This is a genomic window from Haloarchaeobius amylolyticus (genome assembly GCF_026616195.1).
In the GTDB taxonomy this organism is placed as follows: domain Archaea; phylum Halobacteriota; class Halobacteria; order Halobacteriales; family Natrialbaceae; genus Haloarchaeobius; species Haloarchaeobius amylolyticus.
The window spans coordinates 171,656-188,863 of the sequence record NZ_JANHDH010000001.1 but is presented as its reverse complement, the minus strand read 5'-3'; the positions used below and the strand labels follow the sequence as shown (position 1 = coordinate 188,863).

Genomic DNA, 17,208 nt, shown 5'->3' with positions numbered 1-17,208 from the left:
CGAGACAGGCCCGAACATGAAGCAGGTACGCTTTCGCGACCCGGCAGGCGCGGTCAGGACCGGCGAGTGGGACGACGGTACCGTCCGGTTCGGTGGCCGCGAGTACGACCAGTCCGCGGTGGAGATCCTCCCGCCCTGCGAGCCGACGAAGATCGTCTGCATCGGTCGCAACTACGCCGACCACGCGGCCGAGATGGACAGCGACGTCCCGGACCGACCGCTGCTGTTCCTGAAGCCGCCGAACGCGGTCTCGTCGCACGGGTCCGAGGTGACCCTGCCGGCGGGCAAGGACCGCCTGGACTTCGAGGCCGAGCTGGGCGTGGTCATCGACGAGCAGTGTCGCCACGTCGACGAGGCGGACGCGATGGACGTGGTCCGCGGGTTCACCTGCGTGAACGACCTCTCGAACCGCGACGACCAGCGTCAGGAGACGAACTGGGTCCGCGGGAAGGCCTTCGACGGGGCGGCTCCCATCGGGCCGGTCATCGCGCCGGCCGAGGACGTGCCCGCGGACGCCTCGGTCCGGTCGTACTGCAACGGCGAGGTGCGCCAGGACGGCACGCGCGACCAGATGATCTTCTCGGTGCCGGAGCTCGTCGCGGAGATCACCCAGTACATGACCCTCGAACCCGGCGACGTCATCGCCACCGGGACGCCCGAGGGCGTCGGCAAGCTCGAGGACGGCGACGAGGTCGTCGTCGAGGTCGAGGGCGTCGGGCGACTCGAACACACGGTCGAGATTCCCAGCGCTTAAGGTTTAGGTTGGCCTAATCCGCGTCGAATGGAACTGACACGGCGCGACGCGCTCGCCGCGCTCGCCTCGGGTGGGGTGGTCGTCGGCTCGGGGGCGGCCGCCCTCTCCCGGGCGGACCTGCGCGAGGCCGAGGAGACGGTCGAGGCAACGGTGGACGTCGAGACGCTGGTCGCGGTCGCCGAGGTGGTGTACCCGAGCGAGGTCGCGAACGTCGAGTCGTTCGTCCGGACCTACGTCGCCGGCCGGACGCAGGACCGACCGGACTACCGGGCTGGCGTCGCCGAGGGGCTCCAAGCCATCGACGACACGGCGAGGGACTGGTACGACGACGCCTACGCCGACCTCGACCGCGACCAGCGAGACAGCCTGCTCCGGGAGATGGGCGTCGACGCCATCGACCCCGACCCGGCCGGTTCGACCGCGGCGCGGATCCGCTACTACGTCGTGAACGAACTGCTCTACGCCTTCTACACGTCGCCGACGGGTGGCGAACTGGCCGGGACGGAGAACCCCATCGGCCACCCCGGCGGGACCGAGAGCTACCAGCGGGGGCCAGAATGAGCCGGCAGGACGGCCAGGGCACGGACCGGAGCCCCGCACCACGGGCCGACGTGTGCATCGTGGGTGCCGGGCCGGCAGGCGCCCTCGTGGCGGCCGAACTCGCCACGTCGGGGCACGACGTGGTCGTCCTCGACGCCGGGCCGCGGTTCGACCCCGCAGAGCGCACGGAGCGCATGGAGCGGCGCATCCGCCCCGCCCACGGCCCCGAGTCGGTCTGGGACATGGGCGGCGAGCGCGACGCCTTCACCAGCGAGGGCGACATGTACTACCCCCTCAACGCGGCGCGGGTGAAGGGTATCGGCGGGACGACCCTGCACTGGCAGGGGATGGTGTACCGGCTGCACGAGGCCGACTTCGAGCGCCGGAGCCGCGACGGCGTGACCGCGGACTGGCCCATCGGCTACGACGACCTGCAGTCGTACTACGCCGCCGCCGAGACCGAACTCGGCGTGGCCGGCGCCGACGACAACCCCTTCGCGCCCCCGCGCGCGGAACCATACCCGATGCCGGCCTTCCCACCCTCGTACTCGGACTCCATCTTCGCGGAGGCGTGCGAGGCACTGGAGATAACGACGCACTCGGCCCCCAACGCCCGGAACTCGGAGGCCTACGACGGCCGGGTGCCGTGCCAAGGCTACGGGACCTGCAAGCCCGTCTGCCCCTCGGGGGCGAAGTACGACGCGACGGTCCACGTCGCGCGAGCCGAGGAGGCCGGGGCCAGAGTCATCGACCGTGCCCCGGTCCAGCGCCTCGAACACGACGACGCTGGCGACACCATCGAGGCCGCCGTCTACGCGACGCCCGACGGCGAGGAACACCGCCAGGAGGCTCGCCAGTTCGTGCTCGCCGCGGGTGGCATCGAGATCCCGCGCCTGCTCTTGCTCTCGCGGTCGGAGCAGTACCCCGACGGCCTCGCGAACTCGTCCGGGCTCGTCGGGAACTACTTCATGGACCACCTCGCGGCCCGGGTCGGCGGGACCGTCGACCAGGAGACGCGCCAGAACCACGTCGGCTTCATCACGACCGAGAGCCACCAGTTCTACGACGATGGGGGCGAAGCGCGCGGCCCCTTCAAGCTCGAGTTCCTGAACTACGCGGGGCCCTCGCCGGTGGGCGAGGCCCTGACCTCGGGCCCGGAGGCACCCTGGGGCGACGGCCTCCTCGACCACATCCGCGAGTCCTACGGCAACTACCTGGAGGTCACGGGACTGTGCGAGCAGACGCCGCAGAAGGCCAACCGGGTCGAGTTGAACCCGGACGTGACCGACGACCACGGGAACCCCGTCCCGGAGATCCACTGGTCCATCGACGACCGGACCAGACGGACCATCGAGGCCGCCAACGAGCGCCAGCGCGCCATCATGGACGAACTTGGCGCCGACGTGCACTGGGTCGTCGGACCCGACAGCACCGGCCCGGCGTTCCACCACATGGGCACGACGCGGATGGGCGAGGACCCCGCCGAGAGCGTCGTCGACCCCGAGTGTCGCACCCACGACCTCGACAACTGCTGGGTGGCCTCGTCCTCCGTCTTCGTCACCGGCGGGGCGCTGAACCCGACGCTGACCATCGCGGCGCTCTCCTTGCGGGTCGCGGACCGGCTCGACGCGGAACTGTAGGTCCGGCCCCTCGTCCTCGTCGTCGAACCCTGTGACGGTAGTGACTCTCTCGCAACCCCATGTGTATAATTGACATGTAATTATTAGTACTATATTCTCGTCCTTCGGGAATCGGGTCCCGTTTATATCGTGTCGATGTTCCAAGTTGCAGTCGATGAACGACGCAATCGGCGCACCCGGCAAGGGCATCTCCCGACGAAAGTTCCTGGCCGCGACGGGCGGCACCGGCCTCTTCGCGATGGCCGGGTGCACGACGACGACGGAGCCGACTGTGAACCAGGTGGACATGGGTGGGAACACGGCGAAGTTGCTCCCCGACCTCCCGACGACGAGCAAGCCCGAGGTCGTCGACCTCGACGAGCGCGACCACGAGGTCACGCTCAAGCCCGTGAAGGCGACCCACCACATGCACCCGCTGGAGAGCATGAACGGGCCCATCTCGCTGCCCGTGACCTGGGCGTTCGCGGCCGACGACGGGGAACCGAGCGTCCCCGGCCCCATCCTCCGGTGTACCGAGGGTGCCGAACTGAAGATCACCCTCGACAACACCGACGCCCCGCACCCGCACACGCTGCACTTCCACGGCGTCCGCAAGTCCTGGGAGAACGACGGCGTCCCGACGACGACCGGCATCACGGTGATGCCCGGCGAGAAGCACACCTACACGATCCCCGCGAACGTCGCGGGCACGCACCTCTACCACTGCCACTACCAGACGCCGATGCACATGGACATGGGCATGTTCGGCGTCCTCCGCGTCGACCCCGAGGGGTACGAGGAGGCCGACAAGGAGTACTTCATGACGGTCAAGGAGTGGGACACCCGGCTCTCGCGCCAGTACGCCGGCGAGGACGTCCAGTACAACCTCTCCGACCGGATGGGCGACGCCTTCACGATCAACGGGAAGTCCGCGCCCCGGACCCTGCACCCCGAGGACGGCTCGCCCATCATCGTCGAATCGGGCGACACGGTGCGCATCCACTGGGTCAACGCCGGCTTCATGAGCCACCCGATGCACATCCACAACCACCGCTTCAAGGTGGTCGAGAAGGACGGTAGCCCGTATCCCGAGGAGATGCAGCTCCTCCAGGACGTCATCAACATCGCGCCCGCAGAGCGCTACACCATCGAGTTCGAGGCCGACGCCGACCCGGGCATCTACCTGATGCACTGCCACAAGGTGAACCACATCCGGAACGGGGACTCCTACCCCGGCGGCATGCTCGGCGGCATCGTCTACACCGACGCCATGCAGAGCGACATCTTCGCGAAGCTCATGGAGTACGCGGGGTACGAGGCCTGAGCCATGGACCGACGTGACTTCCTGCGGGCGACGGCCGGGGCCGGCGTCGCGGGCCTCGCGCTCGCCTCCCCCGTCGGCGCACAGGAGGAAGGGGCCGAATCCCTCGCCGACTGGTTCGCTAACACGGACAACGTCTCCGGCCTGACCGACGCGACCGGACAGGACGAGGTGACCATCACGGTCGGCGGCGAGGGCAACGGTGGCGCCTTCGGCTTCAGCCCTGCAGCCGTCCGGGTCGACCCCGGGACGACGGTCGTCTGGAAGTGGTCCGGCAAGGGCGGCATGCACAACGTCGTCGCGAAGGACGGCTCCTTCGAGTCCGAGATGCTCTCCGAGGAGGGCGCGACGTTCGAGTACGCGGCCGAGGAGGCCGGTGTCTACCGCTACGTCTGTGCGCCCCACGAGCCGATGGGCATGAAGGGCGCACTCGTCGTTGGCGACGCCGAGGTGTCGCTGGCCGCCCCCGAACCGGAACCCACCGAACCCACCGGCCCGACCTTCGACGGCTGGCTGGCGGGTGTGGATAACTACACCGACGTCGTCGACATGCGCGGCAAGGAGGAGGTCCGCGTGAAGGTCGGCGCCGACGGGAACGGCGGCGAGTTCGCCTTCGAGCCCGCGGCCATCCACGTCGACCCCGGGACGACAGTCGTCTGGGAGTGGGTCGGCTCGGCCGGCGCGTACAGCGTCGTCGACGACGACCTCGGCTTCCAGAGCGAGCGCGTCGCCAGCTCGGGCACGGAGTACGCCCTTGAGTTCGGCGGCGACGGCGTGAGCAAGTACTACTGCGAGGACTACGGCGAGCAGGGCATGCGCGGCGTCGTCCTCGTCGGCGACGGCGTCCAGACCGTGCCGACCGCGCGAGCCTACGCGACGGCCGGCCTCGGCGCGACGGCCATCGCGGCGCCCCTCGGCCTCGGCCTGTACGTCCACTACAAGGACACGACCCAGCCGAACGAGTAGCACCTCAGCCTCCCGCCTTCTCTCTCGGTCGACTTGCTCCACTCGAAGCCGTTCGATAGTCTCGCGAGCGCGGTCGAGGACCACCGTTTCCAGTCCCTATCGACCCGTGAAGACGGCCGCTGAACACCCGGCCGGGCCGCCCCCTATCACGGCGACATCGTCGTCGAACTCGGCTTCGGTGGTCGTGGTCGCCATCAGATCTCGCCGTCGATGATGTCCGCGACCCGCTGGCGGTCGAACAGCTGGTCCTCCTCGGGGACGTCGAGCGGTGCCTCGAAGTCGATCTCGCCGAACTCCTCGGGGTAGAACAGGCGGGCGGTCAGTTCTGTCTGGAAGGCGTTGATGAGCGGGCCCTGTTCTGCGGTCGGGCCGGGGATCACGCGTCCGTTCTCGACGGCGGTGAGCTGACTGCCGACCTCGTGTTCCTCCATCGGCGTGACGAACTGCTCGCGGAACTGCTCGGCGTCGAACGCGCCGTCCCCGCCCCACGTCACCGACCCCGTCGTGATGCCCCAGTGGACGACGAGGACGTCCGGGTCGACCTCCAGCAGCGTCTCGTAGTCGGTCTTGCCGTACTGGCCGGTCTCGACGCCAGCGAAGGCGTCGTCGTCGACGAGGCCGAGGTCGCGGTAGGGCTTCATCTCGTAGCCGTCGTCCTCGAGGTACAGGACGTAGAACTCGCCCGTATCCGGCGACGATCCGCTGTTGATCAGCCCGATGGACGGCGTGTCGTCGCCGGAGGGGAGTCGCGACTGCACCTCGGCCTGCAGGTCCTCGTGCAGGTCCAGCCACGCATCGACCCTGTCCCGTTCGTCGAGCACCGTCCCGACCTTGTCGAACGCTTCCAGCATCGACGGAGCATTCTTGGCGTAGCCCAGCTTCTGCTGCCACTTGTTCCGGAAGCGACGGTTCATGCACCCGAAGAACGGGGCGACGTTCGACTCGATCTCCTCGACGTCCGAGTCGTCCCAGTTGTCGTCCCACGCCTGGATCAGGTTCGGGTCGATGAGGAACGCGTCGGGGTCGTGCTCGTAGAAGACCTCCTTCGGCATCCCGCCGTCCTGCCAGAGCGGCGGCCAGTCCCTGTCGTAGTCGATGTCGAACCGGTCGTAGAACAGCGTGGGGCCGCTCAATCTATCGGTCTGGAGCTTGTCTGCCTGCCCGAGCGAGATCACCATGTCGGCCCACGCCATGGAGTACGTCGTCACCGACTCCGGAACGGAGTCGAACTCGACCTCGCCGACGGGGAACATCTCGACGGTGAAGGAGCCGTCGTCGGTCGCGGTCTCTGTCTCTTCCCCTGCCTCCGTGTCCGTCACCCCCGAAGTTGCAGTCTCGGTGGTCGTGGACTCCGGGGTCGATGCGGAATCGGACTGGCCCGTACACCCGGCGAGCAGTCCGCCGCCGATGACTGCCCCGCCGTACTTCATGTAGTCACGCCGTGTCGGTGCGCTCTCGTCTCGATTTTCCTTCGGCATAGGATTTAGGCTTGCCTAATTATTGAAAAGCGTTCTGGATTTTAGGCGCGCCAAAACGAACCAGCCCATCCGTTCGCTAGCAGGTTCAAAGCGTTCTGACTGCTTCGGACAGGGACAACACGGTCCTGTTCTCCGGAACAGTGGTTCCCCCAGAACCACCGATTTGATATAGCGAAATATAGTGTATGAGTCGCCTCTCGGGCGCGGTCGGCCCGCGAATGCGGTCGGTTCACAGACACGTTCTCTCGCGAAACCGGGACCGGCAGCTGTCGCTCGGACCGAGTATGACAAAAAGTCGCATTGGCGGGGTACGCTTATCCGGGAATGACTCGATCTTGCTGCTAGGTCGTCCATGGAAACCCTATCCACTTTCTGACGAGGGGTCGCCCGCGTCACCGACGTTCACAGCCGACACGGCTAGCGTCGACCGCGCGTCTCCTCACCCTCTCGAACTCCCGGAGCGACGCTGCGACCGCGTCGCTGGGATAGAACCCGACGCGTCGAGCCCCGGCTCTCGATACCAGTCGACGAGCTGCTAGCTCACCCTCGCGTCCCCCGAATCGTCCGCAGACCACGACACTGACCGATACACGATGTCACGACAGTCATCACACGCCATCGTCGCCGCACGAACAGACACGGAAACACCGAACACAGCAGAAATCGAGGCCCTCACCGAGGCTGCCGGCTTCGAGACCGAGGCGATCTACACCCAGACCCGGCCGGAGGACCCGACGTACGACCTCGGTGCCGGGAAGGTCGACGAGGTGGCCGCGGCGGTCCGGGAGCACGACGCCGACACCGTCATCGTCGACAACCGGCTCTCGCCCGCCCAATTGTTCAACCTCACCGACCGGCTCCCCGACGGGACCGAGGTCCGGGACCGCTACCGGCTCATCCTCGACATCTTCGAGGCCGGCGCGACCACGAAGCGCGCCCAGTTGCAGGTCGAACTCGCCCGCCTGCGGCACGAACTCCACCGCCGCCGGGAGGTCCAGAGCGAGGACCTCGAGTACAATGGGATCCCCACCCACGACCCCGAGGGCGAGTGGATCCGCGAGGTGAAACTGCGCATCGACCGGGTCCAGAACAAACTGAACGCGCTCCCGGACGAGCCGGACCCGGGCCGCGACCGGAGGCGGGAGGCCGGCTTCGACTTCGTCGCCCTCGCGGGGTACACGAACGCCGGGAAGTCGACGCTCCTGCACCGGCTCGCGGACGACCTCGCCCTCGACGAGGCCGACCCGGCACACGACGACCTCGGGGAGACTGCCGGCGTCGAGGACCGCCTGTTCAAGACGCTGGAGACGACGACCCGCCGGGCCACCATGGCCGGCCGGATGGTGCTGCTCTCGGACACAGTCGGGTTCATCCGGGACCTCCCGCACGACCTGGTCGAGGCGTTCCGGTCGACCCTGACGGCGGTCCACGACGCCGACGTGGTCGTCCTCGTGGTCGACGCGAGCAAGCCGGTTTCGGCGCTCAGAGACCGCATCGAGACCTGTCGCGACGAGATAGCCGAGACGGACGGACGGGTCGTCACCGTGTTCAACAAGGCCGACCAGCTCACCGAGGCCGAACTGGCGCGCCGGAAGACGGAACTATCCGACGTCGCGCCCGACCCGGTCGTCGCGAGCGCGACCGAGGACGTCGGTCTGGAGGAGCTTCGAGCTCGCATCGTCGAGGCTCTGCCGACCGAGTCCGCCGAATTCGACCTCTCCCACGGTCCGGCGACCCAGCAGTTCGTCTCGTGGTGCCACGAGCACGCGGCCGTGGACGCGGTCGACTACGGCGAGTCCGTCTCGCTGTCGGTTCGGGGCCGTCCCGCGATTCTCGAGCGTGCCAGGGCCCGGGCCCAGGCCATCGAATGACCAGCCGGGTTGACTACGCTTAAGGCCCCGCGGGCCGGTCTGTCGCACATGCAACCACGCGACCTCTCGGCCCACGTCGCCTACGAGGCCGGGCGCGGCATCGAGGAGGTCGCCAGGGACCTCGGCATGGACCCGGCGGCCCTCACGAAGCTCGCGTCCAACGAGAACCCCCACGGGCCCTCTCCGGACGCCATCGCGGCCCTCCAGGAGACGGCACCCGGGGTCTCCGCCTACCCGAAGGCGGCCCACGCCGACCTCACCGCGGCCATCGCCGACCGCTGGGCCTGCGACCCGGCGCAGGTCTGGCTGGCCAACGGTGGCGACGGCGCACTCGACTACCTCGCCCGCGCGATGCTCGACCCGGGCGACGCGGTCCTCGTCCCGGACCCCGGCTTCGCCTACTACGGTATGAGCGCGCGTTACCACCACGGCGAGGTGAACGAGTACGCGCTCGAGACGCCGGACCTCGCGCTCACCGCCGAGACCGTCCTCGCCGACTACGACGGCGAGCGCATCGTCTACCTGACGAGCCCGCACAACCCCACGGGCGGGACGTTCACGCTCGACGCCATCGAGACCGTCGCCGACGAGACCGGCGAGGACACCCTCGTCGTCGTCGACGAGGCCTACGGCGAGTACGCCGAGACCGAGAGCGCCCGCGGCATGCTGGACGAACGTGACGACGTCGCCATCCTGCGGACCTTCTCGAAGGCCTACGGGCTGGCCGGCGTCCGCCTCGGTTACGCGCTGGTGCCCGAGGACTGGGCCGACGCGTACGCGCGGGTGAACACGCCTTTCGCCGCGAGCGAGCTGGCCTGCCGGGCCGGCCTCGCCGCACTCGACGACGACGAGCACGTCGAGAAGTCGGTCGAGACGGCCCGCTGGGCGCGCTCGTACATGCGCGACGAGATCGAGGCACCGGTCTGGGAGAGCGAGGGCAACTTCGTCCTCGTGGACGTGAGCGAGGCCCGCGGCGAGGCGGCCGCGGCGGTCGTCGCCGACGAGATGCAGCGCGAGGGCGTCATCGTCCGCGACTGCACGAGCTTCGGGCTGCCGGGCTGCGTCCGCATCACCTGCGGGACCGAGGCCGAGACCCGCGAGGCCGTCGAGACGCTCAACGAGGTGCTGTCGCGGTGAGGGTGGTCGTCACGGGGACGCCCGGGACGGGCAAGACCACTGCGACGGAGCTGCTCGCCGACGATTCGGCCGGGGACTTCGGCGTCGACCTCGACGTGGTCCACCTGAACGAGGTCGTCGAGCGCGAGGAACTGTACGAGGCGGTCGACGAGGAGCGCGACAGCGTGGTCGTCGACCTCGACGCGCTCGAGGAGTGGGTCGGCGACCGTGACGACGTGCTGCTGGACTCACACCTCGCGCACTACCTCGACGCCGACCGCGTCGTCGTGTTGCGCTGTGACCCCGAAGAACTGGAGCAGCGCCTGCTCGACCGCGGCGAGAGCGAACCCAAGGCGGGCGAGAACGCCGAGAGCGAGGCGCTCGACGTCATCCTCTCGGAGGCCGTCGAACTGCACGGCCTGGAGACCGTCTACGAGATAGACACCACCGGGCGCGACCCCGCCGACGTGGCCGCCGACGTCGCGGCGGTCGTCCACGGCGAGCGCGAACCGAGCGCCGGCGAGGTCGACTTCATCGACTACCTATGACGCTCGACCAGCTCCGCCCCCGGGTGAAGTCGCTGCTCGACCCGTGGGTCCGCGCCGCCGACGCCCTCGGCCTCTCCCCGAACGGGGTGAGCACCATCGCGTTCCTGCTGGCGGTCGCCGCCGGCGGTGCCTTCGCCTACGCCGGCCCGGCGTTCGCGGACGCCCCGCTGTTCTACGCGGTCGGGGCGACCTGCGTCGCGTTGAACGGCTGGCTCGACGTGGTCGACGGCGAACTCGCCCGGGCCCAGGACGTCGCCAGCGAGGCCGGCGACATGCTCGACCACGTGCTCGACCGGTACGCCGACCTCGTCATCATCGCCGGGTTCGCGGCCGGTATCGGCCGGTACGACATCGGCCTCGCGGCCGTCACGGGCGTCCTGATGACTTCCTACCTCGGGACGCAGGCGCAGGCCGTCGGCCTCGACCGCGTGTACGCGGGCTACCTCGGCCGGGCCGACCGCCTCGCGCTCTCGGGCGTCGTCGGCTACGTCGCCGCGGTCTTCCCCGGCGCCATCTACGGCCTGACCGTCGTGGGCTGGCTGCTCGTCGTCTTCGCGGTCGTCGGCCACCTCACGGCGCTCCAGCGGTTCTCGGGCGCCTGGAAGGCGCTGAGTTGAGGCGTCGAACTGACAGCCAGCACCACCACGGCGTACCTTTTATGACTGCTGGCGGTCAACACACGTGCATGGTTCAGTGTGAGATGTGTGGCGCCGAGACGTCGCAGCCGAAGACGGTGAAGGTCGAGGGCGCAGAGCTGGACGTCTGTGACGACTGCGCCGACTTCGGAACCGAAGTGAAGACCCAGCAGTCATCCAGCACGTCCACGAAGTACTCGACCGGGTCCTCCGGGTCCTCTTCGTCGTCGTCCTCCTCGAAGGCCAGTGGGTCGGGCGGGGGCGGTGGGAGCTCCCGTCGTCGCAGCGACATGTTCGACGACATGGACGAGATCGCACAGGATTACGACGACCGCATCCGCCGCGCGCGAGAGCAGAAGGGCCTGAGCCAGTCCGAGCTGGCCGACGAACTCAACGAGAAGGCGAGTCTCGTCCGCAAACTCGAACGCGGCGACACCCTTCCGTCCGACCGGATGCAGTCCAAGTTAGAGAAGTTCCTCGGCATCAGCCTCAAGGCGGGCGGCTCCAGCGACGACGAGAAGGAGTGGAAGAGCGACTCCGCGGGGACGACCCAGACCCTCGGCGACGTGGTCAAGCGCAAGGACTGAAGTCGGTCTGACGGCCGTCTGACGTTGGTCACACGGCGACTTTTTTCAAGAAGTATACGGTTAACCAAACAGTCATGAGAGATGCCCCTGTAATCAGGCACAATGTCAGACGAGGTAACTACCGAGGCGGGTGGTGCCGGGGGCGACTCGACCCCGGACAATCCCCTCTACAGACTGTACGAGCGGTACATCGGGGAACCCGAGGAAGAGACCGACGTCTACCTCGGCTTCGGCCTGTTCTTCAGTGGTATCGTGGTGGGCGTGGTCGCGCTGGTGCTGGCGATGGTGAGCTTCAGCACGCTCGAACCGCAGAGTGACGCGTTCTGGAACTGGACGCGCATCTCCTACGCCCTCGGGATGCTCGCGCTCCCGGCCACCATCACGGGTATCGTGGTGTTGCTCCCGGTCGAACGCCGGGCGGTCTACGCCTCCGTGATCGGGTCGGTCCTCGACCTCGGAGCGGTCGTCTGGTTCGTCTCCGTCTACCCCTCGCAGTGGAACGACTACGGTGCCGGCACCACCCTCGGCGTCATCAGCCTCTACGCGCTGGGGCTCGTCCTCGTCGTCGGCTCGACCGGCGCGGCACTGGTCGCCGACCAGCTCGAACGCTACAAGAAGCCCGGTCCGGCGGACATCCAGCCCGTCGAGGAGGAGGACGACGAGGAGGGCGAACACTACAGCGACGAGGAGATCGCGGCCGACATCGAGGACGCGATGTCCGGCGTCGACCTCTCGTGGGGTGGCGTCGAGAAGAGCGACAACCGTAACCTCGACTTCAATATCGACGACGGAGACATGGACACCTCGGGTTTCAGTCAGAAGACCGCGAAGGTGACTCGCTCGAGTGGTATCGACTCCCAGCTCTCCAATCTCAAAGCGATGAGAGGTGGCGAGAAGAAGACCGCGACCTCGAACTCGACGGTCGACGACCAGACCCAGAAATTGAAGGAACTCCGCGAGCGTCGCCAGCGCGAAGCAGAACGCAAGGAAGAGGACGCATCGCTGGGTGGCGTCGACTCCTCGCCCGGCTTCTGGAGCAAGCTCAAGCGGACGTTAGGCCTCGGCTAACCGGCCGCAACACATTTCTTCTCTGAGCTGTTTCTTCGCATCTTCTAACTGATGAAATAATTTCACATAGTTTTATACTCCGGTGGGTTGGAATTGGCAAATATGGCTAAAGGCCTTGACGTTGGCACGATGAATATCCTGTCGGCGCAACAGGATGGGAACGACACGGTATTCGTACAGCAGCGAAACTCCTTCGTGGAGATCGAGTACTCGGACATGGCCGAGCAGATGCTCTCTCGCTCGGAGGTCCTCCACATCCGGAAGGACGACAAGGTGTACGTCGTCGGTGACGACGCCCTGAACTTCGCGAACATCTTCAACAAGAACACCCGGCGGCCGATGAAACACGGCATCCTCTCCAGCCAGGAGAAGTCCGCCATCCCGATGATGAAGCTCATCATCGAACAGGTCGTCGGCGAGCCGAACTACCCGGACGAGAAGCTCTACTTCTCCGTCCCGGCCGACCCGAGCGACTCCAGTCTGAGCACACTGTACCACCAGAAGACCATCGAGTCGTTCCTGTCCAACATGGGCTACGACGCCGAGCCCATCAACGAGGGGATGGCGGTCATCTACTCCGAACTCGCGGACAACAACTTCACGGGGCTGGGCATCTCCTTCGGCGCGGGCATGACGAACGTCTGTCTCGCGTACTACGCGGTGCCGGTCATGAAGTTCTCCGTCGCCCGCGGTGGCGACTGGATCGACGAGCAGGCGGCCCAGGCGACGGGCACCCCGGTCGACAAGGTCACCTCCATCAAGGAGAACGACTTCGAACTCGACTTCACCACCGACGTCGGTGGCGTCGAGGGTGCACTCAGCATCTACTACGAGAACCTGCTGGACTACGTCATCGAGAACGTCGTCCGCGAGGTCGACGAGGAGGACGTCGAGGAAGGTCTGGACGTGCCGGTCGTCGTCACGGGTGGCACCTCCAGCCCCGACGGGTTCGAGGAGCTCTTCCGCGACCACCTCGAGGACGCCAACATCCCGTTCTCCATCAGCGGCGTCCAGCACGCGAGCGAGCCGCTGTACAGTGTCGCACGTGGTTCCCTCGTCGCCGCACGGTCCGACGAGGACGTCGACGAGCGCGAGCAGGAAGCCGAAGCGCCGGCCGCAGACGAGTAAGCAGTCCCGCGACACGGTCACCGTTTTTTCGCGCCGCCAGCAGCAGAGCGCCAGCGTCGCTGGTCGGTTTCGACCCTCGAGAGCTGGGCGTCGGAAACCTGGAGAGAAGTGTGCCGGAACTGCCGGGTGTCGTGGTCGCTACTCGGCCTGGGAGTTCGTCGGTGCGGCGGTCTCGGGGGCCGCCTCGGCGCCGGGGTCGGCCTCGGTGTCCGCGCCGTCGGCGTCGGTACCGTCAGCAGCGTCCTCGCTCTCTGTGCCATCCTCGGTACCGTCGTCCGACTCGGTCGTCGCGGTCGCACCGTCTTCCTCGGCCGTCGGCGACTCCGTATCGTCCGCAGTCCCCTCGTCGGCAGCCTCCTCGGCCGTGGTCGTCTCCTCGTCTTCACCACTCTCGTCGCCGTCTCCGACCGCGTCGCTGTCGGCCGACTCCGCGTGCTCGTACGCAGGCTCGTCTTCTGCCATGACCGCCTGGCGCTCCGCCTCGACCCGGCTCAGGTTCTCTGCGTGCTCGTCGAGTTCGCTGTCGGAGAACTGCTGGTGGAAGCGCCGGATGGCGTCCTGCCAGGACTCGATGCGGACCGGCTCCGACCGATGTTCGACGTCGATGCCGACCCACCCACAGCTATCACAGCCGTACGCCTCGACCTCGCTCAACGCGTAGCGACTCAGCGACGACCCACAGCGCGGGCACTCTTTCATACAGGCTTCTCTCTATACGGAATAATAAGCGTGGCCCATTCTCTCACGGTCGTTGCTGGTGTATCCTACCCAATACGTATCGAAACCCCAACTGCATAACTACAGCACATACACGAACCTTTTTGTATTCCTACCATGTATGCGTTGGTAGCATGAGCGCGACCCCGTCACCCAACGTCGAACGGACCATCGAACACTGTCGACACGAGGACGTCCAGCCCGTCCGCCTCGACGCCGAGGGCCTCGATTCGACCGCCCCCGAGTACCTGCGCGACCTCAAGCACGAGCTGACCCGGGAGGGCTACGTCCCGTCGGCCATCGACGTGCGCGCCCGGTTCGACGAGGACTGCTCGCTGGCCACCCAGCGCGAGGCCGACCGCCTCCGGAACTACGTCCGCGCCGCCTCCTTCATCGGCGCCGGGACCGTCTCGGTGCGGTGCTCGTCCGTCGCGAACCCGGAGAAGGTCGAGCCGGCCCTCTCGGCGTGTGCCGAGCGCGCCCGCCGCGAGGGCGTCGCCTTCGAAGTCGACGGACCCATCAGCCTCGACGACTGAGTACCAGCGATGAGTACACGGCGCGCCCTGGCCCAGCAACTCGGCGTCGTCGCTGGCTTCGATTCGCCCAGCGTCGAACTCGAACAGTACCCGACACCCCCGGAGGTCGCGGCCTCCCTCGTCCACGTCGCGGACATGGAGGACGACGTGGCCGACCGGACGGTCGTCGACCTCGGGACCGGGACCGGGATGCTGGCGCTCGGGGCCGCCCTGCGGGGCGCGACCCGCGTCGTCGGCGTCGACCTCGACCGCGAGGCCCTCGATACCGCCCGCGAGAACGAGCGTCGCGTCGGCGCGCGCACCGACATCCACTGGGTCGCCGGTGACGCGACCCGCCCGCCGCTGTGTCCGGCCGAGGACGACCCGGTCACCGTGGTCATGAACCCGCCCTTCGGCGCCCAGCGCGGCAACGAACACGCCGACCGCGCCTTCCTCGCGGCCGCCAGCGGGGTCGCAGACGTCTCTTACTCCATCCACAACGCCGGCAGCCAGGAGTTCGTCGAGTCCTTCGCCGCGGACCACGGCGGCGCGGTCACCCACGCCTTCGCGGTGGAGCTGGACCTCGACAGGCAGTTCCCGTTCCACGAGGAGGAGTCGAAGCCCATCGACGCCGAGGCCTACCGCATCGACTGGACCGGTGACGGGGCCAGCGACGACTAGCGGTACGTCTCCTTGACGAAGACCCGGACCTTCGTCTCGCCGACGACGGCGTAGATCCTGTCCGGCCCGTTCTGCTGTTCCTCCCTGACGAACTCGATGCCCGAGACCGTCACGGAGGCGTTCTGGACCGACTCGTTCGTGATGGGGATGGCGGCCCGGCCGAGTTCGGTGTCGTTCTCCCAGACGAACAGCTCGTAGCCGTCCTCGGTGGCCGCGATGGAGACGTTCTTGCCGGCGAGGCGTGGCTCCGCGGTCGCGTTGCCGGAGGTGAAGGCGACGCGCCAGTCGCCCTCGGGCGGCTTCATGAACACCCGGTAGGCGGTCCCGCCGCCGACGGCGTTCCAGCCGTCACGGCTCGCCGTGACCGTCTCGCGCCAGCCCAGGCCGCCGACCTTGACCTGTCGCTGGCCGCTGAACGCGAGTTGGCCCTTCGAGACGGCCTGGTACCAGATGTTGCGCTCCTCGTTCACCACGATGACGCCGGAGGAGGTGATGTTCGTGCTCTGGCCGAACGCCTCCACGTCGACCACGGAGACCATCTGGTTCTGCACGTCCTCGGCGTAGACGACCTCGTACCCCCGGACCTCGATGGGGTCACCCGGGGCCGCGGTATCGTCGACCGTCATGAGGTTCACCGGGACGCCCGAGCCGACGAGCCCGGCCGTCACGATGACCAGGACGACCAGCGCCGCGGTCCGCGGGCCGAACGATTCGAGGTCGCGCTCGCGGAGGTGGAGCGCGGTCGCCACGACGATAGCCAGCGCGACGACCATCGCCAGCCCGGGGCCGCGGAACAGCCGGTAGGTCTCGTTCCCGAGGAACCAGTAGATCGCCCAGAGGTTCTTCGCGACCGCGAAGAACAGCACCGCGAGCCAGATGCGGAGTGCGCTGGGGCGGGTATCGCGCCGGTAGAAGACGAACACGCCGAGCATGATGCCGAGGAACAGGCCGAGGGCGTGGCCCTGGATGGCGATGCCGGCCCACCACGGCGGCGAGGGCGGCGAGGGCTGGGCCGTCGTGGTGATGATGGGATTCTGGAGCGAGCTGTAGAGCAGCGAGAGGACGCGCTGGCCGCCGAGGACGGCCACCACGGTCGTCATCGGGTAGCGGACCAGCGCGAACCCCGCGAAGGCGAAGACGACGCCGGAGAACCCGATGACCGGGCCGAGCGCGAACAGGGAGGTGCCGAGGCCGACCAGCAGGACGACGCCGGGGAAGACGACCAGCGCCCGGACCCACGGGTTGGCGGTCCAGTCGGCGAAGGAGTGCGAGCCGCGCTCCTCGGGGAAGTGCCCGTAGGCGTACTCCGCGATAGGGGCGAGGACGAGCGTCCCGATCATGTTCCCGGTGAGGTGGCCGGCGTCGGCGTGGGAGAACGGTGCCAGTACCATCCCGGTCGGGTAGAGGTACGACCACGCGCGGAAGGGCAGGGTCACGGGGTCGTACCAGTGGTTCCAGCCGTCCTGGACGAACAGGTAGACGGCGACGACGAAGACGACCGACACCAGCGTCCCCCAGGGGACGCCCATCACGAGCCGGCCGCGGAGGTGCTGGCCCCAGGTCCCACCCGGGCGGTCCAGCAGGGCGACGACGGCGAGGGAGACGGAGAGCGTCACCACGACGAAGACGGCGATACCGAGCGACAGCAGGTCCATGTGCGGCGG

Annotated in this window: 17 protein-coding genes; 14 read left to right on the top strand and 3 right to left on the bottom strand. The window is 67.8% G+C overall.

The genetic code is table 11. From position 1 onward, the window contains the following. Positions 1 to 16: 16 nt before the first annotated feature. From NOV86_RS00980 to NOV86_RS00960, 5 genes are all read left to right on the top strand, one after another. Entirely contained in the window at positions 17 to 754 is a 738-nt protein-coding gene (locus NOV86_RS00980; protein WP_267639356.1) for a fumarylacetoacetate hydrolase family protein, read from the top strand. Positions 755 to 781: 27 nt separating this feature from the next. After that, a complete protein-coding gene (locus tag NOV86_RS00975; RefSeq protein WP_267639355.1) occupies positions 782 to 1,315 on the top strand; it encodes a gluconate 2-dehydrogenase subunit 3 family protein in 534 nt (177 codons plus the stop codon). Further along, a complete protein-coding gene (locus NOV86_RS00970; protein WP_267639354.1) occupies positions 1,312 to 2,934 on the top strand; it encodes a GMC family oxidoreductase in 1,623 nt (540 codons plus the stop codon). The genes NOV86_RS00975 and NOV86_RS00970 overlap by 4 nt, the downstream gene beginning before the upstream one ends. A 154-nt stretch (positions 2,935 to 3,088) precedes the next feature. Next, complete coding sequence (locus tag NOV86_RS00965; RefSeq protein ID WP_267639353.1) at positions 3,089 to 4,237, top strand: multicopper oxidase domain-containing protein; 1,149 nt, start codon at positions 3,089 to 3,091, stop codon at positions 4,235 to 4,237. A gap of 3 nt (positions 4,238 to 4,240) precedes the next feature. Next, complete coding sequence (locus NOV86_RS00960) at positions 4,241 to 5,200, top strand: halocyanin domain-containing protein (RefSeq protein ID WP_267639352.1); 960 nt, start codon at positions 4,241 to 4,243, stop codon at positions 5,198 to 5,200. 194 nt (positions 5,201 to 5,394) lie between these two features. On the opposite strand, the gene NOV86_RS00955 is transcribed toward NOV86_RS00960, so the two are convergent. Continuing rightward, complete coding sequence (locus NOV86_RS00955; RefSeq protein ID WP_267639351.1) at positions 5,395 to 6,678, bottom strand: ABC transporter substrate-binding protein; 1,284 nt, start codon at positions 6,676 to 6,678, stop codon at positions 5,395 to 5,397. 593 nt (positions 6,679 to 7,271) lie between these two features. On the opposite strand from NOV86_RS00955, the gene hflX reads away from it, so the two are divergent. The 7 genes from hflX to NOV86_RS00920 all read left to right on the top strand — a co-directional run bounded on the left by hflX (position 7,272) and on the right by NOV86_RS00920 (position 13,631). Further along, positions 7,272 to 8,549 carry a GTPase HflX gene (gene hflX, locus NOV86_RS00950; protein WP_267639350.1) on the top strand — a complete coding sequence of 426 codons (1,278 nt, stop codon included), beginning with the start codon at positions 7,272 to 7,274 and terminating at the stop codon, positions 8,547 to 8,549. Positions 8,550 to 8,597: 48 nt separating this feature from the next. Further along, a complete protein-coding gene (gene hisC, locus NOV86_RS00945; protein WP_267639349.1) occupies positions 8,598 to 9,686 on the top strand; it encodes a histidinol-phosphate transaminase in 1,089 nt (362 codons plus the stop codon). After that, complete coding sequence (locus tag NOV86_RS00940; RefSeq protein ID WP_267639348.1) at positions 9,683 to 10,213, top strand: adenylate kinase family protein; 531 nt, start codon at positions 9,683 to 9,685, stop codon at positions 10,211 to 10,213. Before hisC ends, NOV86_RS00940 begins: the two co-directional genes overlap by 4 nt. Then, positions 10,210 to 10,830: a CDP-alcohol phosphatidyltransferase family protein gene (locus NOV86_RS00935; RefSeq protein ID WP_267639347.1), complete on the top strand. Its 621-nt coding sequence runs from the start codon at positions 10,210 to 10,212 to the stop codon at positions 10,828 to 10,830. Before NOV86_RS00940 ends, NOV86_RS00935 begins: the two co-directional genes overlap by 4 nt. A 68-nt stretch (positions 10,831 to 10,898) precedes the next feature. Further along, positions 10,899 to 11,435 carry a multiprotein bridging factor aMBF1 gene (locus tag NOV86_RS00930; protein ID WP_267639346.1) on the top strand — a complete coding sequence of 179 codons (537 nt, stop codon included), beginning with the start codon at positions 10,899 to 10,901 and terminating at the stop codon, positions 11,433 to 11,435. A 102-nt stretch (positions 11,436 to 11,537) separates the two neighbouring features. Beyond that, complete coding sequence (locus NOV86_RS00925) at positions 11,538 to 12,503, top strand: cell division protein CdpA domain-containing protein (protein WP_267639345.1); 966 nt, start codon at positions 11,538 to 11,540, stop codon at positions 12,501 to 12,503. Between the two features lie 102 nt (positions 12,504 to 12,605). Further along, on the top strand, positions 12,606 to 13,631 hold the full coding sequence (locus NOV86_RS00920; protein ID WP_267639344.1) for a disk-shape morphogenesis protein volactin: 1,026 nt from the start codon (positions 12,606 to 12,608) through the stop codon (positions 13,629 to 13,631). Positions 13,632 to 13,769: 138 nt separating this feature from the next. Here the strand turns inward: NOV86_RS00920 and NOV86_RS00915 are convergent, their stop codons facing one another. Next, entirely contained in the window at positions 13,770 to 14,330 is a 561-nt protein-coding gene (locus NOV86_RS00915; protein ID WP_267639343.1) for a TFIIB-type zinc ribbon-containing protein, read from the bottom strand. A gap of 152 nt (positions 14,331 to 14,482) precedes the next feature. On the opposite strand from NOV86_RS00915, the gene NOV86_RS00910 reads away from it, so the two are divergent. Further along, complete coding sequence (locus tag NOV86_RS00910) at positions 14,483 to 14,884, top strand: DUF7961 family protein (protein WP_267639342.1); 402 nt, start codon at positions 14,483 to 14,485, stop codon at positions 14,882 to 14,884. A gap of 9 nt (positions 14,885 to 14,893) precedes the next feature. Continuing rightward, positions 14,894 to 15,544, top strand: coding sequence for an METTL5 family protein (locus NOV86_RS00905; RefSeq protein WP_267639341.1), 651 nt, complete (start codon positions 14,894 to 14,896; stop codon positions 15,542 to 15,544). Here NOV86_RS00905 and NOV86_RS00900 read toward each other — a convergent pair. Further along, on the bottom strand, positions 15,541 to 17,199 hold the full coding sequence (locus tag NOV86_RS00900; RefSeq protein WP_267639340.1) for a rhomboid family intramembrane serine protease: 1,659 nt from the start codon (positions 17,197 to 17,199) through the stop codon (positions 15,541 to 15,543). The two genes, NOV86_RS00905 and NOV86_RS00900, sit on opposite strands and share 4 nt — an antisense overlap. Between the last annotated feature and the right edge of the window lie 9 nt (positions 17,200 to 17,208).

Bases quoted from the DNA above. Each gene is read 5' to 3' on its own strand.
- NOV86_RS00980 (WP_267639356.1), top strand. From the start codon at position 17: ATGAAGCAGGTACGCTTTCGCGACCCGGCAGGCGCGGTCAGGACCGGC.
- NOV86_RS00975 (WP_267639355.1), top strand. From the start codon at position 782: ATGGAACTGACACGGCGCGACGCGCTCGCCGCGCTCGCCTCGGGTGGG.
- NOV86_RS00970 (WP_267639354.1), top strand. From the start codon at position 1,312: ATGAGCCGGCAGGACGGCCAGGGCACGGACCGGAGCCCCGCACCACGG.
- NOV86_RS00965 (WP_267639353.1), top strand. From the start codon at position 3,089: ATGAACGACGCAATCGGCGCACCCGGCAAGGGCATCTCCCGACGAAAG.
- NOV86_RS00960 (WP_267639352.1), top strand. From the start codon at position 4,241: ATGGACCGACGTGACTTCCTGCGGGCGACGGCCGGGGCCGGCGTCGCG.
- NOV86_RS00955 (WP_267639351.1), bottom strand. From the start codon at position 6,678: ATGCCGAAGGAAAATCGAGACGAGAGCGCACCGACACGGCGTGACTAC.
- hflX (WP_267639350.1), top strand. From the start codon at position 7,272: ATGTCACGACAGTCATCACACGCCATCGTCGCCGCACGAACAGACACG.
- hisC (WP_267639349.1), top strand. From the start codon at position 8,598: ATGCAACCACGCGACCTCTCGGCCCACGTCGCCTACGAGGCCGGGCGC.
- NOV86_RS00935 (WP_267639347.1), top strand. From the start codon at position 10,210: ATGACGCTCGACCAGCTCCGCCCCCGGGTGAAGTCGCTGCTCGACCCG.
- NOV86_RS00930 (WP_267639346.1), top strand. From the start codon at position 10,899: ATGGTTCAGTGTGAGATGTGTGGCGCCGAGACGTCGCAGCCGAAGACG.
- NOV86_RS00925 (WP_267639345.1), top strand. From the start codon at position 11,538: ATGTCAGACGAGGTAACTACCGAGGCGGGTGGTGCCGGGGGCGACTCG.
- NOV86_RS00920 (WP_267639344.1), top strand. From the start codon at position 12,606: ATGGCTAAAGGCCTTGACGTTGGCACGATGAATATCCTGTCGGCGCAA.
- NOV86_RS00915 (WP_267639343.1), bottom strand. From the start codon at position 14,330: ATGAAAGAGTGCCCGCGCTGTGGGTCGTCGCTGAGTCGCTACGCGTTG.
- NOV86_RS00910 (WP_267639342.1), top strand. From the start codon at position 14,483: ATGAGCGCGACCCCGTCACCCAACGTCGAACGGACCATCGAACACTGT.
- NOV86_RS00905 (WP_267639341.1), top strand. From the start codon at position 14,894: ATGAGTACACGGCGCGCCCTGGCCCAGCAACTCGGCGTCGTCGCTGGC.
- NOV86_RS00900 (WP_267639340.1), bottom strand. From the start codon at position 17,199: ATGGACCTGCTGTCGCTCGGTATCGCCGTCTTCGTCGTGGTGACGCTC.